General features: G+C 64.5%; 17 protein-coding genes. 13 read left to right on the forward strand and 4 right to left on the reverse strand.

Features of this window, described 5'->3' with window-relative positions; translation table 11 throughout:
* Positions 1-3 precede the first annotated feature (3 nt).
* From BLR71_RS09315 to BLR71_RS09345, 7 genes are all read left to right on the forward strand, one after another.
* On the forward strand, positions 4-675 hold the full coding sequence (locus tag BLR71_RS09315; RefSeq protein ID WP_092525367.1) for an amino acid ABC transporter permease: 672 nt from the start codon (positions 4-6) through the stop codon (positions 673-675).
* The gene (locus BLR71_RS09320) at positions 672-1,328 is read left to right on the forward strand and encodes an amino acid ABC transporter permease (protein ID WP_092525369.1); all 657 of its coding nucleotides are present in this window, start codon (positions 672-674) and stop codon (positions 1,326-1,328) included. The genes BLR71_RS09315 and BLR71_RS09320 overlap by 4 nt, the downstream gene beginning before the upstream one ends.
* Positions 1,309-2,037: an amino acid ABC transporter ATP-binding protein gene (locus BLR71_RS09325; protein ID WP_092525371.1), complete on the forward strand. Its 729-nt coding sequence runs from the start codon at positions 1,309-1,311 to the stop codon at positions 2,035-2,037. Before BLR71_RS09320 ends, BLR71_RS09325 begins: the two co-directional genes overlap by 20 nt.
* A 52-nt stretch (positions 2,038-2,089) precedes the next feature.
* A complete protein-coding gene (locus tag BLR71_RS09330; protein WP_092525373.1) occupies positions 2,090-2,947 on the forward strand; it encodes a MurR/RpiR family transcriptional regulator in 858 nt (285 codons plus the stop codon).
* Positions 2,948-3,116: 169 nt separating this feature from the next.
* Entirely contained in the window at positions 3,117-3,968 is an 852-nt protein-coding gene (locus tag BLR71_RS09335) for a bifunctional allantoicase/(S)-ureidoglycine aminohydrolase (RefSeq protein ID WP_092525375.1), read from the forward strand.
* 20 nt (positions 3,969-3,988) lie between these two features.
* Positions 3,989-4,477 carry an ureidoglycolate lyase gene (locus BLR71_RS09340; RefSeq protein WP_092525445.1) on the forward strand — a complete coding sequence of 163 codons (489 nt, stop codon included), beginning with the start codon at positions 3,989-3,991 and terminating at the stop codon, positions 4,475-4,477.
* A gap of 119 nt (positions 4,478-4,596) precedes the next feature.
* The gene (locus tag BLR71_RS09345) at positions 4,597-5,799 is read left to right on the forward strand and encodes an amino acid deaminase (RefSeq protein WP_092525377.1); all 1,203 of its coding nucleotides are present in this window, start codon (positions 4,597-4,599) and stop codon (positions 5,797-5,799) included.
* A 36-nt stretch (positions 5,800-5,835) separates the two neighbouring features.
* Here the strand turns inward: BLR71_RS09345 and BLR71_RS09350 are convergent, their stop codons facing one another.
* The 3 genes from BLR71_RS09350 to serA all read right to left on the reverse strand — a co-directional run bounded on the left by BLR71_RS09350 (position 5,836) and on the right by serA (position 10,053).
* Positions 5,836-7,188, reverse strand: a complete 1,353-nt coding sequence (locus tag BLR71_RS09350) for a uracil-xanthine permease family protein (RefSeq protein ID WP_092525379.1) — start codon at positions 7,186-7,188, stop codon at positions 5,836-5,838.
* A gap of 356 nt (positions 7,189-7,544) precedes the next feature.
* Positions 7,545-8,528, reverse strand: coding sequence for an oxygen-dependent tRNA uridine(34) hydroxylase TrhO (gene trhO / locus BLR71_RS09355; protein ID WP_092525380.1), 984 nt, complete (start codon positions 8,526-8,528; stop codon positions 7,545-7,547).
* A gap of 274 nt (positions 8,529-8,802) precedes the next feature.
* Complete coding sequence (gene serA / locus BLR71_RS09360) at positions 8,803-10,053, reverse strand: phosphoglycerate dehydrogenase (protein WP_092525382.1); 1,251 nt, start codon at positions 10,051-10,053, stop codon at positions 8,803-8,805.
* 448 nt (positions 10,054-10,501) lie between these two features.
* On the opposite strand from serA, the gene BLR71_RS09365 reads away from it, so the two are divergent.
* The 6 genes from BLR71_RS09365 to djlA all read left to right on the forward strand — a co-directional run bounded on the left by BLR71_RS09365 (position 10,502) and on the right by djlA (position 15,686).
* Positions 10,502-10,756: an exodeoxyribonuclease VII small subunit gene (locus BLR71_RS09365; RefSeq protein WP_092525447.1), complete on the forward strand. Its 255-nt coding sequence runs from the start codon at positions 10,502-10,504 to the stop codon at positions 10,754-10,756.
* Positions 10,757-10,803: 47 nt separating this feature from the next.
* Entirely contained in the window at positions 10,804-11,682 is an 879-nt protein-coding gene (gene ispA, locus BLR71_RS09370) for a (2E,6E)-farnesyl diphosphate synthase (protein ID WP_092525449.1), read from the forward strand.
* A gap of 16 nt (positions 11,683-11,698) precedes the next feature.
* The gene (dxs, locus tag BLR71_RS09375; RefSeq protein ID WP_092525384.1) at positions 11,699-13,621 is read left to right on the forward strand and encodes a 1-deoxy-D-xylulose-5-phosphate synthase; all 1,923 of its coding nucleotides are present in this window, start codon (positions 11,699-11,701) and stop codon (positions 13,619-13,621) included.
* 195 nt (positions 13,622-13,816) lie between these two features.
* Complete coding sequence (locus tag BLR71_RS09380; RefSeq protein ID WP_092525386.1) at positions 13,817-14,101, forward strand: hypothetical protein; 285 nt, start codon at positions 13,817-13,819, stop codon at positions 14,099-14,101.
* Between the two features lie 248 nt (positions 14,102-14,349).
* On the forward strand, positions 14,350-14,634 hold the full coding sequence (locus BLR71_RS09385; RefSeq protein ID WP_092525388.1) for a hypothetical protein: 285 nt from the start codon (positions 14,350-14,352) through the stop codon (positions 14,632-14,634).
* Between the two features lie 281 nt (positions 14,635-14,915).
* Complete coding sequence (djlA, locus tag BLR71_RS09390) at positions 14,916-15,686, forward strand: co-chaperone DjlA (RefSeq protein ID WP_092525390.1); 771 nt, start codon at positions 14,916-14,918, stop codon at positions 15,684-15,686.
* Positions 15,687-15,807: 121 nt separating this feature from the next.
* Here the strand turns inward: djlA and trhA are convergent, their stop codons facing one another.
* Positions 15,808-16,515: a PAQR family membrane homeostasis protein TrhA gene (gene trhA / locus BLR71_RS09395; protein WP_092525392.1), complete on the reverse strand. Its 708-nt coding sequence runs from the start codon at positions 16,513-16,515 to the stop codon at positions 15,808-15,810.
* Positions 16,516-16,611 lie beyond the last annotated feature (96 nt).

Genomic DNA, 16,611 nt, shown 5'->3' on the forward strand with positions numbered 1-16,611 from the left:
ACCATGACGCTGGATTTTTCCACGCTGCTGCCGTACTCGGGCGTGATCATTGAGGGCTTGGTGACGACGCTATGGTTAACGGTCGTCACCACCTTCGCCGGCATCGCCCTGGCGATTGTCGTCGCCTATGTGCGTGACCTTGAATCGGGAATCATGAGCCGCCTGCTGGGCGGCTATGTCGAGGTGGTGCGCAATACGCCCTTCATCGTGCAGCTGTTCTTTCTGTTTTTTGGACTGCCGGCGCTGGGCATCCCGATCAGCGCGCCGGTCGCGGCCCTGGTGGCGATGGTCTTGAACCTTGGCGCCTACACCGCCGAGATCCTGCGCGCGGGGATCGACTCGACCGCCCGCGGCCAGCATGAAGCCGCGCGGGCGCTGGGACTTTCCCGGCTCCAGAGCTATCGCCATGTGGTGCTGGTGCCGGCCTTTTCGCGGGTTTATCCGTCGCTGATCAGCCAGTGCATCATTGTGATGCTGGGCTCGGCGGTGGTGTCCCAGATTTCGGTATTCGACCTGACCTACGCCGCCAACTTCATCCAGTCACGCAATTTCCGCGGCTTCGAAGTCTATCTGGTCGTGACCCTGATCTATCTGCTGTTGGCTGTCGGCATGCGGCGCTCGTTCGAGCTGGTTGGGCGGCGACTGTTCGCCTTTCGCCAAGGAGGATCGGCATGACGGATTTCACGCTGTGGGACATCGTCCGCAACCTGCTGTTGGCAGGGCGCTGGACGGTGGTCCTGTCACTGATTGCCTTCGCCGGCGGGGCCGCTGTCGGTCTGGTGTTGACCCTGCTGCGGATGGGCGGTTTCAAGCCGATTCGCTGGCTGATTCGGCTCTACGTCGATGTGTTCCAGGGCACGCCGCTGTTGATGCAGTTATTCCTGGCCTATTTCGGTGCGGCGGCACTTGGGTTCGATGTGTCCGCCTGGACCGCTGCCAGCCTGGCACTGACGCTATTTACCAGCGCCTTCCTGTGCGACATCTGGCGGGGCTGCATCGAAGCGGTGCCCAGCGGTCAGTGGCAGGCCTCGCGGGTGCTGGGGCTGAACTACCTGCAGTCGATGCGCCACGTCATCCTGCCTCAGGCGCTACGCCTGGCTGTGCCACCGACCGTCGGTTTTTCCGTGCAGGTCATCAAGGGCACTGCCCTGGCCTCGGTGATCGGCTTCGTCGAGCTGACCAAGGCCGGCACCATGCTCAATAACGCAGCTTTCGCTCCCTTCACCATCTTCGCGCTGGTGGCGCTCGGATATTTCATCCTCTGCTATCCGCTGTCCCGCTATGCCCGTTATCTGGAGAAACGACTCTATGGCGCTGGTATCCGTTAAAGACCTGCATAAATCCTTCGGCGACCTGGAGGTGCTCAAGGGCATCGACCTGGAGATCGAGTCGGGGGAAGTGGTCGCCGTCATCGGGCGCAGCGGCTCCGGCAAGAGCACCTTTCTGCGCTGTCTCAATCAGCTCGAGCAGCACGACTGGGGCACCATCCACCTGGCCGATCAGCGCCTCGATGGTACCGCGATGTCGCCGGGGGAGTTGAGCCAGAACGTCGGCATTGTGTTTCAGAGCTTCAATCTGTTCCCGCACAAGACGGTGGTCGAGAACGTCATGCTGGCACCGCTAGTGGTCAAGCAGACGCCCCGTGCCGAGGCCCGCAAGATCGCCGAGGAAGTGCTCGACAAGGTCGGCATGCTGGAAAAGATCGATGCCTATCCGGCCCAGCTTTCCGGCGGCCAGCAGCAGCGTGTGGCCATCGCCCGGGCGCTGGCGATGGACCCCAAGGTGCTGCTGTGCGATGAGGTGACCTCGGCGCTCGACCCTGAACTGGTGGGGGAAGTGCTGCTGGTGCTGGAAAGCCTGGCCAAGGAAGGCATGACGCTGATTCTGGTCACTCACGAGATGAAGTTCGCCCGTGACGTCAGCCACCGAGTGGTATTCATGCACCAGGGGCGCATTCACGAATCAGGTGATCCGCAGACACTCTTCACCCAACCCAAGACGCCGGAGCTCGCCCAGTTCATCGCTTCGGTGTTGTAAGCCGCTGGGTGCGCTAACGTGTTGGCAATTGAGAGGGAAGGCGAGAAGCATCATGGCGGAAGCGAGCACGCAGACCCATATCGGGCGTCGGCTACAGCAGCATTTTTCCGAACTGGGGCCCCAGGAGCGGCGGGTGGCCGATTTCATTCTCGCCCACCTCGAGGATCTGGCGGTTTACAGTGCCGCCGACCTCTCTCGGCTGAGCGGGGTGTCGAAGGCGACCGTTACGCGTCTTTTCAGGCGCCTGGGCTATGACGACTTCAAGGCGGTCAAGGCGCATGCGCGGCAACTGCGCCATTACGGTGTGCCGCTGGCGTCGGGCGCCGATTCGTTGGGCGATGGGGTCGAACGCTTCCGGCGCCATGCCGAGCGTGAGCAGAATAACCTGCGCCAGTGCCTCGAGGGGCTGACGCCGGTGCTGTTCGATGAGGTGGTCGGCGCGCTGGACGAGGCGCCGGCACTGGCCGTTATCGGCTATCGCAATAGCTATCCCATTGCGTTGCATATGCGACAGCAGCTGTTGCAGGCGCGGTCGGGGGTACAGCTACTGCCGTCGCCCAATCAGTCGCTGGCGGAGGAACTGGTCGAGCTCGACCCCCAGGCACTGATCGTGCTGATCGGTTTTCGGCGTCGCCCTCGGCTGTTCGAGGCGCTGATCGAGACCCTTGCCCAGCGCGAGCAGCGGGTGCTGCTGATCGGGGACCCGACCACCGCCAAATACGCTGACCGTGTGACCTGGCGGCTGGAATGTTCGCTGGAAACGCTTTCAGCGTTCGATAGCTACGCCAGTGCGATGAGCCTAGTCAGCCTGCTCGCCAATGCCATGCTGCATCGCCGCCTGGCGCAAGGGCGAGCCCGCATTGGCGAAGTGATGGAGCTCTACCAGGAGCTCGAAGAGCTGGCGCCTTAGACTTGATAGATAGGCCTGATAGCTAGACCTGATAGCCAGGCAGGGCAGCCTGCTTGCCGGTATGGCGCGTCAGCCGACGCGCAGCATGACGACGCATCCGTCAGCGATGAGCTGATCAATAAAGCCGCCTGGCGCTTGCCAGGCCATAACGATGGATCGAGGAGTGAGCATGCCACAGCGTTCCTACTACGCACCCAAGGGCGGGTTGCCCCCGCAAACCCAACTGCTGTCGGACCGGGCGGTGTTTACCGAGGCCTATGCGATCATTCCCAAGGGCGTGCTGCGCGATATCGTTGCCAGCTATCTGCCCTTCTGGGAAAAGACCCGGCTCTGGGTGTTGTCGCGGCCGATGACCGGTTTTTCGGAAACCTTTTCCCAGTACATCATGGAAATCGCCCCGGGCGGCGGCAGTGAGCGGCCCGAGCTCGACCCCGGCGCCGAGGGGGTGCTGTTCGTGGTGGAAGGTGAGCTGACCCTGACGATTGCCGGCGAGACCCATCGCCTGATGCCGGGCGGCTATGCCTTCATTCCGCCGGCGAGCGACTGGCAGGTGCGCAATGATGCCTCGAGCGAGGTGCGCTTCCACTGGATTCGCAAGGCCTATGAAGCCGTCGAGGGTATCGACCCGCCGACTGCCTTCGTGACCAACGAGCAGGACATCGAGCCGACCCCGATGCCGGATACCGACGGCAACTGGGCGACCACGCGCTTCGTCGATCCCAGCGACATGCGCCATGACATGCACGTCAATATCGTCACCTTCCAGCCCGGCGGCGTGATCCCCTTCGACGAGACCCATGTGATGGAGCACGGCCTCTACGTGCTGGAAGGCAAGGCCGTCTACCATCTCAACCAAGACTGGGTCGAGGTCGAGGCCGGTGATTACATGTGGCTGCGCGCTTTCTGCCCGCAGGCCTGCTATGCGGGTGGCCCGGGTCCCTTCCGCTATCTGCTCTACAAGGACGTCAATCGCCATATGGCGTTGAACGCCTCGGCGGCTTATCGTGGCCTGACACGTTAATGCTGGTTGAGGAGTTTGCCATGCTCGAGCTGATCGCCCGCCCCTTGACTCACGAGGCCTTCGCGACCTTCGGCGACGTCATCGATAGCCGGGGCACGGCGTCTTTCCCCATCAATGCCGGGCGCACCCAGCGCCACCATGATCTGGCAAGCGTCGAGCTCCTGGGAGAGGGCGCCCGACCGCTGATCAGCCTGTTCGTCAGCCAGCCGGTCAGCCTGCCGCTCGAGATCGCGCATCTCGAGCGGCATCCGCTGGGCAGCCAGGCCTTCATGCCGCTGCACGAAGAGCGCTTCCTGATCGTGGTGGCGCCCCCGGGGGACGTCATCGACCCCGGTCAGGTATGCGCCTTCGTCACCGATGGCCGCCAGGGTGTCAACTACCATGCCGGCACCTGGCACGCGGTGCAGTCGGTGCTCGAGCGCGAAGGGGAGTTTCTGGTCGTCGACCGGGGCGGCCCCGGCAATAACTGCGACGAGCAGGCGTTACCGGTGCGGGTCAGCCTTTCTTGACGATCATGATACGCATTAGCTGAGAGCCGCCTTCGGGCGGCTCTCTGGTTACCACCTCCGCTCCTGGGGCATGATGGCGGCTCACCTTATCCCCCATTTCCCCCTCCCCAGGAGGCCCCATGAACACCGACAAGGGCACCACCGAAACTGGCCCTAGCCTGCTGGGCGGCGTCAGCCTGCCTGCTGCGGCGGTCTTCGAGCCGGCACTTGCCCATAACCTGGCCTGGATGCAGCGCTTCGCCGACGCCCATGGCGCGCACCTGGCTCCGCACGGCAAGACCACCATGACGCCTTCGCTCTTCACACGTCAGCTCGAGGCGGGGGCCTGGGGTATCACCCTGGCCACCGCGCCGCAGTGTCGGGCCGCTTTCGCTCATGGCGTCACGCGGCTTTTGATGGCCAATCAACTGGTCGGCGAGCCCAATATGGCAATCATCGCCGAGCTGGTCGAACAAGGCGCCGAGGTCTACTGCGTGGTCGATAGCGCCGCCAATGTCGCGCACCTGGGGCGCTACTTTGCCGCGCGAGGCCAGTCGCTTAACGTACTGATAGAGCTGGGCGTCATGGGGGGGCGCTGCGGCTGTCGCGATGCCGATCAGATCGAGGCGCTGGTGGCGGCCATCGCCGCGCAGCCGGCACTGGCGTTGGTCGGGGTCGAGGGTTACGAGGGAATGATCGCTGGAGGCAACGAGGTCGCCGCGGTTCGCGCCTACGGCGAGCGTCTGGTGGATACCGTCAAGGCACTGCGGGCAAGCGGCGTTTTGCGACGCGAGGCGCCGATCGTCACCGCCTCCGGATCCAAGTGGTTCGACCTGATCGCCGAGGCGTTCGACAAGGCGGCGTTGCGCGAAGGCTATACGCCAGTGCTGCGCCCGGGCTGCTACGTGGTCCACGATCATCGCCTCTATGCCGGTGCCATGGCGGACGTGAAGGCGCGTCAGCCACAGCTGGAAGGCGAGCTTAAGCCAGCACTCGAGGTGTTCGCTCATGTGCAGTCGCTGCCCGAGCCGGGATTGGCGATCGTCGCGCTCGGCAAGCGTGACATCGGCCACGAACCGGACTTACCGCTGCCGTTGCGGCGCTATGCGTTGGCCTCGAATCCCGAGGGGGGCAGGGAGCCGGTCGATGTGAGCGGCTGGCAGACCACTCACATCATGGATCAGCACACCTTCCTTAAGATCCCTGAAGACGCCCCTATCGCCGTTGGCGACGTGATCGCCTTCGGCACCTCGCATCCTTGCCTGACCTTCGACAAGTGGCGCCGCGTCTGTCGGGTCGACGCGGCGCTGAACGTTATCGAAGAGATGCCGACCTATTTCTAGATCGGCATGCGTGATCCCTGTCGGCGAGGCCTAGCATCAGGACGGCTTGTGTTCGGCGGGCCCGGCCTCGCGGTTGGGCAGTACCAGGTTCATGATGATGGCGCACAGTGCGCCGGGAATCAGCCCGGATTCGATGATCGCCTGGAGGTTCTCGCCGAGGCCCGCATAGAGGCCCTGCTGCGCCGGCAGGCCGATGGCCGCCGACAGCGAGACGCCGATGATCACCATGTTGCGCTTGTCGAAGGCGATATGGGAAAGCATCTTGATGCCGGCACTGGCGATCATGCCGAACATGATCAGTACCGCGCCGCCAAGCACGGCGTCGGGAATGCTCGAGATCAGCGCACCCAGTTTGGGGACCAGTCCGGCGATCACCAGGAAGGCCCCGCCGATCGCCACCACATAGCGGCTGACCACCCCGGTCAGCGCTACCATGCCGACGTTCTGACTGAAGCTGATCTGCGGGAAGGCGTTGAACACCGCGGCGAACACGCTGGACAGGCCGTCGGCCATTACGCCACCGGAGAGCTCGCGGCGGGTCGGCTGGCGATCCATGCCGCCCGACGTCGTGCCGACGATATCGGCAATCGACTCGGCGCAGGTCACCACCGCCAGCAGCACCACCGGCAGGATCGCCGCCAGATGGAACTCGACACCGATGGCAAACGGCGTCGGCAGCGATAGCCAGCTCGCCTCACCCACCGCCGAGACATCCACCAGGCCGAAGGCCGCGGCGGTGGCGTAGCCCGCCAGCAGGCCGATCAGCGGTGCGGCCTCTGACCAGATGCCGCGGCCGAACTGATGCAGCCCCAGGGTCACCAACAGCACCAGTGCCGCCAGCAGCAGGTGATGCGGGGCGCCGAAGTCCTCGGCGCCAAAGCCACCGCCCACATAGGCAAAGCCAACCGGAATCAGCAGGGTGCCGAGCATGACCACGAAGCTGCCGGTCACCACCGGCGGGAACAGGAAGCGCACCCAGCGCAGGCAACTGCCGACCAGCGCCATGGCGATGCCGCCGCACAGCCCGGCGCCGAGCGCGGCGGGCAGGCCCATGCCCACGGCGATGGGAATCAGCACCGGCACGAAACCGAAGCTGGTGCCCATCACGATCGGCAGTCGCGCGCCGATTGGCCCCAGGCCCAGCGATTGCAGCAGGGTCGCGGCGCCGGCAACGAACATCGCCGCCTGGATCATGAAGGCGGTCTGCTCGGCGGGCAGGCCGGCGGCACCAGCGATGATGATGGGGACGGTGACGTTGGCGACGAACATCGCCAGCACGTGCTGCAGCCCCAACGGAATCGCTCGGGTCAGGGGTGGCAGGGCATTGACGTCATGGGTGCTGCGAGCGCGCGAGGGCGCATCGGCGAGCGAGTCGCTGTGAAGGGTCATCCTGGGTTCTCCGCATGCATTGTTGTTGATGATTGGGGATGCTGGAGCGGGCGTGGGATGGCCCGCGAAACCATCGCGGGCGGGTGCGGTGGCGTCGACAGGTCGCCTGTTCGAGGGTCCACACCTTGGAATATTTTGTATACATTCCTTGTATATCATCAACTGGCTCGACCGCAAGCTGTGTCGGTGGATGCCAAGACTGAAGAGAGCTTGAAGTGACCGTTAAGTGAGAACAAGGGAACGAGAAGGATCGCGTGGCGGGTAGCCTCGAGGCGGCGATTAGGTGGTGACCAGGCGCGTACGCAAAAACGCCGCCTCGAGGGCGGCGCTGCGGGTCACGCGGGAGGGTTGCGACGTTAGCGGCTATCGTCGCTGGCTTGCTTGCTCGCGCCTTCCTTCATCTGACGCGGATCCCGGCCCAGCGGATGGGGCTCGCCGCGCTGCTTGGCCAGCTGGATCTGACGCTGGCGCTCGCGGGCGCTGGCTCGGGTCTTCTCGGGCAGCGAGTCGAAGCAGTGCGGGCAGCTTACACCCGGTTCATAGGTTTCGGCACGCTGGTCTTCGGCGGAGATCGGCATGCGGCAGGCATGGCACTGGTCGAACACGCCCTCGCTCAGGTCGTGGCGCACCGTCACCCGGTTATCGAAGACGAAGCAGTCGCCGCGCCACATCGATTCATCCTCGGAGACCTTCTCCAGGTAGTTGAGGATGCCGCCCTTGAGATGGAAGACTTCCTCGAAGCCCTCGTGGAGCATGAAGCTAGAGGCCTTCTCGCAGCGGATGCCGCCAGTGCAGAACATGGCCACCTTCTTGTGCTTGGCCGGGTCGTAATGCGCTTTGACGTAATCCGGAAACTCGCGGAATGACTTGGTCTGGGGGTCGATGGCGCCCTCGAAGGAGCCGATCGCCACCTCATAGTCGTTGCGGGTGTCGATGACCAGCACCTCGGGGTCGGCGATGACCGCGTTCCACTCCTCGGGATCGACGTAGGTGCCGACCTTGGCGTTGGGGTCGACGTCCGGCACGCCCATGGTGACGATCTCGCGCTTCAGCTTGACCTTGGTGCGATAGAAGGGATGTTCGTCGCAGTAGGATTCCTTGTGATCCACGTCGGCAAGGCGCGGGTCACGGCCAAGCCAGCCCAGCAGGGCGTCGATGCCCTCGCGGGTGCCGGAGACGGTGCCGTTGATGCCTTCTCGGGCCAATAGCAGGGTGCCCTTGACGTCATGGGTCAGCATGGCCTGGCGCAGCGGCTCGCGCAGGGCCTCGAAGTCATCCAGTGTTACGAACTTGTACAGGGCGGCAACGACGATGCCCCCCTCGGAGTGAGGTGATGCCATGAAGCTCTCCTGGTTGTCGTCCTCGCAAAGGACGGACCGGGGTTGAAAGTGGCGAGCATTTTACCCGCCCGACGAGGCGTTCGCATCCCGCTGGCCTTGATCTCGATCAGCCTCGCGGCAAGTTGGCGTGCTCAAGGGGCATGATCAGAGGGGCCGGTGTGCCCAAACGCAACGACCCCGGCCTTCAGAGCCGGGGTCGTTGCATTGAGGTGGGGCTAGCCTCGCGGGTTCATACTAGACCCGGTCAGGCGAGACCCGGTCAGGCGAGACCCGATCACTCCGAATAGTTGGTTTCGGAGTAGAGCACGCGGATGCGCAGGGTGTGCGCGACATGCTTGAGGGCATCGAGAGCCTGCTGGCCATAGGCCTTGTCGACGTCGATGACCACGTAGCCGACCTCTTCGTTGGTCTGCAGGTACTGGCCGGAGATGTTGATGCCGTTTTCCGATAGCACGCGGTTGATCTCGGAGAGCACGCCGGGCACGTTCTCGTGGATGTGCAGCAGGCGGTGCTTGTCCGGGTGCGCCGGCAGCGCCACTTCGGGGAAGTTGACCGAGGTGATGGTGGTGCCGTTGTCGGAGTAGGTGATCAGCTTTTCTGCGACCTCGACGCCGATGTTCTCCTGGGCTTCCAGGGTCGAGCCGCCGATGTGCGGGGTCAGGATCACGTTCTCCAGGCCGCGTAGCGGGCTGACGAACTCCTCGTTGTTGCCCTTGGGCTCGACCGGGAAGACATCGACTGCCGCACCGAGCAGGCGCCCTGCCTTCAGGGCCTCGGCCAGCGGTTCGATTTCCACCACGCTGCCGCGCGAGGCGTTGATCAGGATGCCGCCCTGCTTCATCAGGCCGATCTGCTCGGCGCTGATCATCCAGCGGGTCGAGGGCAGGTCGGGCACGTGCAGGCTGACGATGTCGGCGCGGGCCAGCAGCTCCTCGAGGCTGCCTACCTGGCGGGCGTTGCCCATGGCCAGCTTGGTCACCACGTCATAGTAGATGACGTCGAAGCCAAGCGACTCGGAGAGCACCGACAGCTGGGCACCGATGCTGCCGTAGCCGACGATGCCCAGCGTCTTGCCGCGCGCTTCGTGTGAGTTCTTGGCGCTCTTCAGCCAGCCGCCCTTGTGGGCCTGAGCATTCTTCTCCGGAATACCGCGCAGCAGCATGATGGCTTCGGCCAGCACCAGTTCCGCCACCGAACGCGTATTGGAGTAGGGGGCGTTGAACACCGGGATGCCGCGCTTGAGCGCCGCATTCAGGTCGACCTGGTTGGTGCCGATGCAGAAGCAGCCTACCGCGACGAGTTTCTCGGCGGCGGCAAACACGCGCTCGGTCAGCTGGGTGCGGGACCGCAGGCCGATGAAGTGAACATCGCTGATCTTGTCGATCAGGGTCTCTTCATCCAGCGAGGTGGAGAGATGCTCGATGTTGGTGTAACCGGCATTCAGGAAGTTGTCCACCGCGCTCTGGTGGACGCCCTCGAGCAGCAGGATCTTGATCTTGCTCTTGTCCAGGGACGTTTTGGCCATTGTCGAATCAACCCTATCGTTGGCGTGAGTCGCCTAGTTCTGCGAGACCCGGCCAACCACGGGCGCGGCGCCTCTTGGTGATATGTCGTCTGTTCTGCTGGCCCGTCGTGGCTCCAAATGGCGTGGCGCACGCCCAGGCAAGGCGTCACCCCAGCCGCCCTAGCCAGCTCCCTAGAAAGCTCAAAAGGACGCGAGAAGCGATAAACAGGGTCAACAGGGCGCATATCCTAGCACAGACGCGGCTCCCGCCGTGGGCGGGCGCAATGAAAATGCTGCTTGCGGCTCATGAACCGCTTGCATGGGCGGCAGGCATGCTGTCCATGCAAGTCGGGCACGGGGCAGACGCACCCCCGGGGGTTGCGTGTATACTGACCGACCAGATTTTTGACGCGCGCGGGCCCGGCGGCCTGCCCACGACAGCGAGATGCCCATGGCCGATCAGGACAGCATGCCGGATGCCGGTGCGCCCCCTCAGGATTTTGCCTCGACCCTCGAGCGGCTCGAAGCCTTGGTGACTCGTCTCGAGTCCGGTGAATTGAGTCTCGAAGCCTCGCTTACCGCCTTCGAACAAGGCGTAGGCCTGACCCGTGAGGCCCAGCGTCGCCTCGATGCTGCCGAGCTTAAGGTGCGCAGCCTGGTCGAGGGCGGCGATGGCGAACTCGAAGAAGCGCCCTTCCCGGGCGGTGCGGAGGACGTGCGGTGAGTGCCAAGGAAAGTGCCCCGGAAAGCATCCAGCAAGATCCATCGGCCGTGTCGGTCGCGCTGCAGCCTACGCTGCGCGCCGACCAGGCGCGCATCGATGCCTGGCTAGAGGCGCTATTTGCGACACCGAGCGTGGCCGAGCGCCTCGACGCCGCCATGCGCCATGGCGTGCTGGGCGGTGGCAAACGTCTGCGGCCGGTACTGGTGTATGCCGCCGGCCGGGCGCTGGGCGCCAGCGATGAGGCGCTCGATCCGCCCGCCGCGGCGGTGGAGCTGGTTCACGCCTACTCGCTGGTGCACGACGATCTGCCGGCGATGGATAACGATGATCTGCGCCGCGGCCAGCCGACGGTTCATCGGGCCTTCGATGAGGCCGTCGCCATCCTAGCCGGCGATGCCTTGCAGACCCTGGCCTTCGAGGTCCTGGCGCACCAGGCGCATCCACGGCTGGCCGCCCAGGTGGCGACACTTGCCGAGGCGTCCGGCCGCAGCGGCATGGCCGCCGGCCAGGCGCTGGATCTCGCCGCGGTGGGCCAGCCGGCCGACCTCGAGTCGCTGGCCCGCATGCATCGCCACAAGACGGGCGCGCTGATTCGCGCCGCCGTTCGCCTGGGGGGCCTCACGGCCGTCGAGGCAGACGACCCGCGCCTGGTGGCGTTGGACACCTATGCGGCGGCGGTCGGCCTGGCCTTTCAGATTCAGGACGACATTCTTGACGTCACCAGTGATACGGTGACGCTGGGCAAGACCTCGGGGGCCGATGCCGCCCGAGACAAGCCGACCTATCCGGCCCTGCTCGGCCTCGATGGCGCTCGCGCCATGGCCGATGACCTGCTCGACGAGGCCCTGGCGGCACTGGCGCCCCTGGGCGACGAGGCTGCTACCCTGGCTGCCCTGGCTCGCCACATGATCGAGCGCGACCACTGACACGATAGATGCCCACATGAAGCTGTTCGACGAGATTCCCGCCGAGCGTCCGGCCACGCCGCTGCTCGACACCCTGGAGACGCCTGCCGCGCTGCATGCGATGAGCGCGACTCAGCTCGCCCAGTTGGCCGATGAACTGCGCGCCTACCTCTTATATAGCGTTGGCGTCAGCGGCGGCCACTTTGGCGCCGGGCTCGGCGTGGTGGAGCTCACCGTGGCGCTGCATCAGGCGCTGGACACCCCCCATGACCGACTGGTCTGGGACGTCGGTCACCAGGCCTATCCGCACAAGATTCTTACCGGCCGGCGCGAGGCGATGCTTGGCATTCGTCAACATGGCGGCCTGGCCGCCTTCCCGCGGCGTAGCGAGTCGGAATTCGATACCTTCGGGGTCGGCCACTCCAGCACCTCGATCTCGGCGGCCCTCGGCATGGCGCTGGCCGCTCGCGCCCAGGGCGAGGATCGTCGCGTCTGTGCGGTCATCGGCGATGGCGCCCTGACCGCCGGTATGGCCTTCGAGGCCCTGGCCCACGCCGGGCATGTTGACGCCAACCTGCTGGTGGTGCTGAACGACAACGAGATGTCGATCTCCGAGAACGTCGGCGGCATGGCCAGCTACCTGGCCAAGATCCTCACCAGCAAGCCCTATACCATGATGCGCGAGAACTCCAAGCGCATGCTCTCGCACCTGCCCGGCGCGCTGGAGCTGGCACGCCGCACCGAAGAGCACATGAAGGGCATGGTCAGCCCGGCGACGCTGTTCGAGGAAATGGGCTTCAACTACATCGGCCCCATCGACGGTCACGATCTGCCGCTGCTGATCCAGACCCTGCGCAGCATGCGCGACCTGGACGGCCCGCAGTTCTTGCACGTTAAGACGCGCAAGGGCAGAGGCTTCGAGCCCGCCGAGGCCGATCCGATCGGCTATCACGCCATCACCAAGCTCGAGAAGCCCAGTGCACCGCCGGCCGCATCGCCGGCGCCGGTGATGGAGCCGGGTGCGGCGGACGCGCCGCCGCGCCCGAAGCCGAAGAAATACTGCAACGTTTTCGGTGACTGGCTGTGCGACATGGCCGCCGCGGACGAACGGTTGCTCGGCATCACGCCGGCAATGCGCGAAGGCTCTGATCTTGTGCGCTTTTCCAAGGAATACCCCGAGCGCTACTTCGATGTGGCCATCGCCGAGCAGCATGCGGTGACGCTGGCGGCCGGCATGGCCTGCGAGGGCAGCAAGCCGGTGGTGGCGATATACTCGACCTTCCTGCAGCGCGGCTACGATCAGCTGATTCACGATGTCGCCGTGCAGGAGCTGGACGTCACCTTCGCCATCGACCGCGCTGGCCTGGTCGGCGAGGATGGCCCCACGCATCACGGGGCCATGGACCTGTCCTTCCTGCGCTGCGTGCCCGGCATGGTGATCTTGGCCCCGGCCAACGAGGCCGAGTGTCGCGCCATGCTCTCGGCGGCCTATCATCATCCGGGCCCTGCAGCGGTACGCTACCCGCGTGGTACGGGCCCGGGGGCGGAGATCCCCTCGCACCTCGAGCCGATGGAAATCGGCAAGGCGGAGATGCGTCGTCAGGGCCATGGCATCGCCATCTTGGCCTTCGGTAGCCTCAATGGTGCCGCCGCCGAGGTTGCCGAGCGTCTCGACGCAACCCACTTCAACATGCGTTCGGTGAAGCCGCTGGACCGCGAGGCGGTGCTGGCGGCGGCGCGCTACCATGAGCTGTTGGTGACCCTCGAGGAAAACGTGGTGGCCGGCGGTGCCGGCAGTGCCGTCAACGAGCTGCTCGCCGGGGCCGGCGAGTCGGTGGCGGTGCTCAATCTGGGGCTGCCCGATGCCTTCGTCGAGCACGGTACGCCCGCCGAGCTGCTCAGCGATTGCGGCCTGGACGTCGCCGGCATCGAGGCGTCCATCTTGGCGCGCCGAGGTTAGTTGCCCGATCGCCTCGGCCCCAGTTGCTAGCCGCTAGTCACGCCGCCCTTCCGGGCGGCGTTTTTGCTGCAGACCCCTGCTAGCGTTGCCGATAGGCTGAGCACATCGATCATATTGCGACAAACTTTTAGTCAGCTAATTAACTGACTAATAGTATTATCCCCATAGCAACGCAGCGCAAAGGAGATTCGCTATATGAAACGCCAACTTATTCTCGCCGCCGTCGTCGCCACCGCTCTGCCGATGGCCGCTCAGGCAAGCGTTGCCACCCAGCGCGCCCTCGATGTCAATCAGGCGGCCCCCGAGCAAGTACAGTTCAGCGCTTCTAGCCAGTCGGTCGACAACTTCCGCGTCAATGAGGCAAGCGCTGGCTTGGCCGAGGCTCGTCGTTCACTGCTCGCCCAAGAAGAGCGCCAGACCGACTTTTCACGTCAGGCCCAAGCCGAGGCCCTGAGCCACGCTCAGGCGGCCACTCGTTAAGGCCGACCACTCATCGCGAAAGCGTGACTGCTGTATCCCTTGCCTGGCCCCACTTCGGTGGGGTCTTTTTTTGTCTAGGGAATAGGGAGTAGGGAGCAGTGCGTTCGGTGCTGTTGGGCGATGCCCTTACGACGGCGAGCCGCGATAGCGAGGTTGCATCAATTAGATCGAAATAGTTTGTTAGCAAGTTAATTAACGTGCTAATATTATCACCATCATAGCAACACAGCCTAAAGGAGATTCGCTATATGAAACGCCAACTTACTCTCGCCGCTCTCGTCGTCGCCATTCTGCCGATGGCTGCCCAGGCAAGCATTGCCACCCAGCGGGCTCTCGAGGTCAATCAGGCGGCACCTGAGCAGGTATCGGTCAGCGCTAGCCGTGCGCCGGTCGCCGACTTCCGCATCAACGACGCCAGTGCCAGCCTCGCCGAGGCGAGCCATGCACTGATCGCCAAGCAAGAGCGTCAGACTCACTTTTCGACTGAGGCCCAGGCCGAATCGCTGAGCCATGCCCAGGCGGCAACTCGTTAAGCGCTCGCTATCCCGTTCACGCACCCTTCTTGATCCTTGCCTGACCCCACTTCGGTGGGGTCTTTTTTTGCCAAGAAAACACCGCCATGGGCTAGCAGGTGCCCTGCGTCACGCGGCTGCAGCGTCTCGGTCGCGCGGCGAGCCGTTGCCGTGTCTCTCGTGGCCGCGCCTTGGGCCCTGATAGAATGGGCGAACGGCACGCCTTGGCGAGCCGGCCCCTAACGTATCTTGCTGTATTCACCCACGTCGGCGCGAGGCACCGGCTCTAGGACGAGAACATCATGTTGATAGCGATAGTGATTGGTGCGCTGTTGGGCTATCTGATCGGAGGTCCGGTCGGGTTGCTCATCGGTGGCGGTCTTGGCTTCTGGCTGATCCAGCGACTCAAGAAGAGCCTGATCGGCAAGCTGGCAGGCGCGCAGGCACAGTTCCTCGAATCGACCTTCGCGGTGATGGGCTGCATGTGCAAGGCCGATGGCCAGGTCACCGAAGACGAACTCGAGGCGTCGCGGCAGCTGTGGGATCGACTGAGACTGAACGAGGCCCAGCGCGCCAAGGCGCGTGAAGACTTCACCCGCGGCAAGCGGGAAGATTTCGATCTCGAAGCGGAGCTCGCCAAGGTGCGCGGCGTCGTCGGCAGCCAGCGCGCCATGTTGCAGGTGTTTCTGCAGGTGCAGCTGGCGGCCATTGCCGCCGACGGCCAGCTGCATCCCGCCGAGCACGACATGCTGCTGCGCGTGGCCCGTGGGCTTGGCTGCACGGAAGCCGAGATCGCTCAGATCGAGGCCATGCTGCGTGGCGGTGGAGGCGCCGAAGGCGGCACCCAGGGCCCCTCGCTCGAGGATTCCTATCGGGTGCTGGGCGTTGAAGAAGATGCCAGCGACGCCGACATCAAGAAGGCCTATCGTCGCCTGATGAGTCAGAACCACCCTGACAAGCTGGCCGGCAAAGGGCTACCCGAGAGCATGCGTGAGATGGCCAAGGAGCGCACCAGCGAGATCAGCAACGCCTACGAGCGTATCAAGAAGGCGCGTGAGTCCTCTGCTGGGTAGCGAGCCCCCTGCCAGCTACTGAGCCACGCCAGCGCCCTTCGCGTATCGACATATGATTCGCGAAGGGCGCTTTTTTATCGGCCGGCTTCGGCCAAATCGAGGCGTCAACAGCCGCTCGCCTTTAGAGCGTCGTAAAGGGCAGGACGCCGATATAGACGGCGGCGTAGTGGCAGCCGCTGCCGGCCAGCACGAAGGCGTGCCAGATGGCGTGATTGTAGGGCAGGGTCTCGAGGACGAAGACGATGACGCCGAGGGTATAGATCACACCGCCACTGATCAGCAGGGCAAGGCTTGCCGGAGTGAGCGTGGCAATCAGATCGCCGGCCGCCAGGGCGGCAAGCCACCCCATGGCCAGGTACAGGATCAGCCTCAGGGGCGTGAACCGGCGGGGCCAGAGCACCTTCAGCGCGATGCCGCACAGCGCCAATGTCCAGACCACGGCCAGCAGCAGCCAGCCGGGGCCGTCGCGAAGGTTCACCAACATGAAGGGCGTGTAGGTGCCGGCGATCAGCGCATAGATGGCGCAATGGTCGGCGATCTGCAGCGCCCGCTTGAGGCGTGGGTGGCGACTGCCATGGTAGAGGGTCGAGGTGGTGTAGAGGCCGATCAGGGTAATGCCGTAGAGGCTGAAGGCAACCAGCTTCCAGGCGTCGACATCATGGGCAAGGCTCGCCGCGACGATCAGTGCGGTCATGCCTGCAACGCTGAGCACGGCACCGATGCCATGGCTCACGCTATGCAGGATTTCCTCGAACAGGGTGTAGTCGCCCGTAGCATCTTGCGCTTTCGGGGAAGCCGCATCCTGGCTAGGTGATGAATTCGCGACCATGCTCTGTCCCCGTGCACTCTCTGCCAACGGTCGAGCCTGCGCAGGTCGCTGAATCGGGGCGGCGGGGCCGCTGCTCGTCTCTTAGGACGGCCGATC

This window comes from Onishia taeanensis (assembly GCF_900100755.1).
Classification (GTDB): Bacteria; Pseudomonadota; Gammaproteobacteria; order Pseudomonadales; family Halomonadaceae; genus Onishia; species Onishia taeanensis.

Excerpts from the sequence above, each read along its gene's own strand:
- BLR71_RS09315 (WP_092525367.1), top strand. The coding sequence starts at position 4 with ATGACGCTGGATTTTTCCACGCTGCTGCCGTACTCGGGCGTGATCATT.
- BLR71_RS09320 (WP_092525369.1), top strand. The coding sequence starts at position 672 with ATGACGGATTTCACGCTGTGGGACATCGTCCGCAACCTGCTGTTGGCA.
- BLR71_RS09325 (WP_092525371.1), top strand. The coding sequence starts at position 1,309 with ATGGCGCTGGTATCCGTTAAAGACCTGCATAAATCCTTCGGCGACCTG.
- BLR71_RS09330 (WP_092525373.1), top strand. The coding sequence starts at position 2,090 with ATGGCGGAAGCGAGCACGCAGACCCATATCGGGCGTCGGCTACAGCAG.
- BLR71_RS09335 (WP_092525375.1), top strand. The coding sequence starts at position 3,117 with ATGCCACAGCGTTCCTACTACGCACCCAAGGGCGGGTTGCCCCCGCAA.
- BLR71_RS09340 (WP_092525445.1), top strand. The coding sequence starts at position 3,989 with ATGCTCGAGCTGATCGCCCGCCCCTTGACTCACGAGGCCTTCGCGACC.
- BLR71_RS09345 (WP_092525377.1), top strand. The coding sequence starts at position 4,597 with ATGAACACCGACAAGGGCACCACCGAAACTGGCCCTAGCCTGCTGGGC.
- BLR71_RS09350 (WP_092525379.1), bottom strand. The coding sequence starts at position 7,188 with ATGACCCTTCACAGCGACTCGCTCGCCGATGCGCCCTCGCGCGCTCGC.
- trhO (WP_092525380.1), bottom strand. The coding sequence starts at position 8,528 with ATGGCATCACCTCACTCCGAGGGGGGCATCGTCGTTGCCGCCCTGTAC.
- serA (WP_092525382.1), bottom strand. The coding sequence starts at position 10,053 with ATGGCCAAAACGTCCCTGGACAAGAGCAAGATCAAGATCCTGCTGCTC.
- BLR71_RS09365 (WP_092525447.1), top strand. The coding sequence starts at position 10,502 with ATGCCGGATGCCGGTGCGCCCCCTCAGGATTTTGCCTCGACCCTCGAG.
- dxs (WP_092525384.1), top strand. The coding sequence starts at position 11,699 with ATGAAGCTGTTCGACGAGATTCCCGCCGAGCGTCCGGCCACGCCGCTG.
- BLR71_RS09380 (WP_092525386.1), top strand. The coding sequence starts at position 13,817 with ATGAAACGCCAACTTATTCTCGCCGCCGTCGTCGCCACCGCTCTGCCG.
- BLR71_RS09385 (WP_092525388.1), top strand. The coding sequence starts at position 14,350 with ATGAAACGCCAACTTACTCTCGCCGCTCTCGTCGTCGCCATTCTGCCG.
- djlA (WP_092525390.1), top strand. The coding sequence starts at position 14,916 with ATGTTGATAGCGATAGTGATTGGTGCGCTGTTGGGCTATCTGATCGGA.
- trhA (WP_092525392.1), bottom strand. The coding sequence starts at position 16,515 with ATGGTCGCGAATTCATCACCTAGCCAGGATGCGGCTTCCCCGAAAGCG.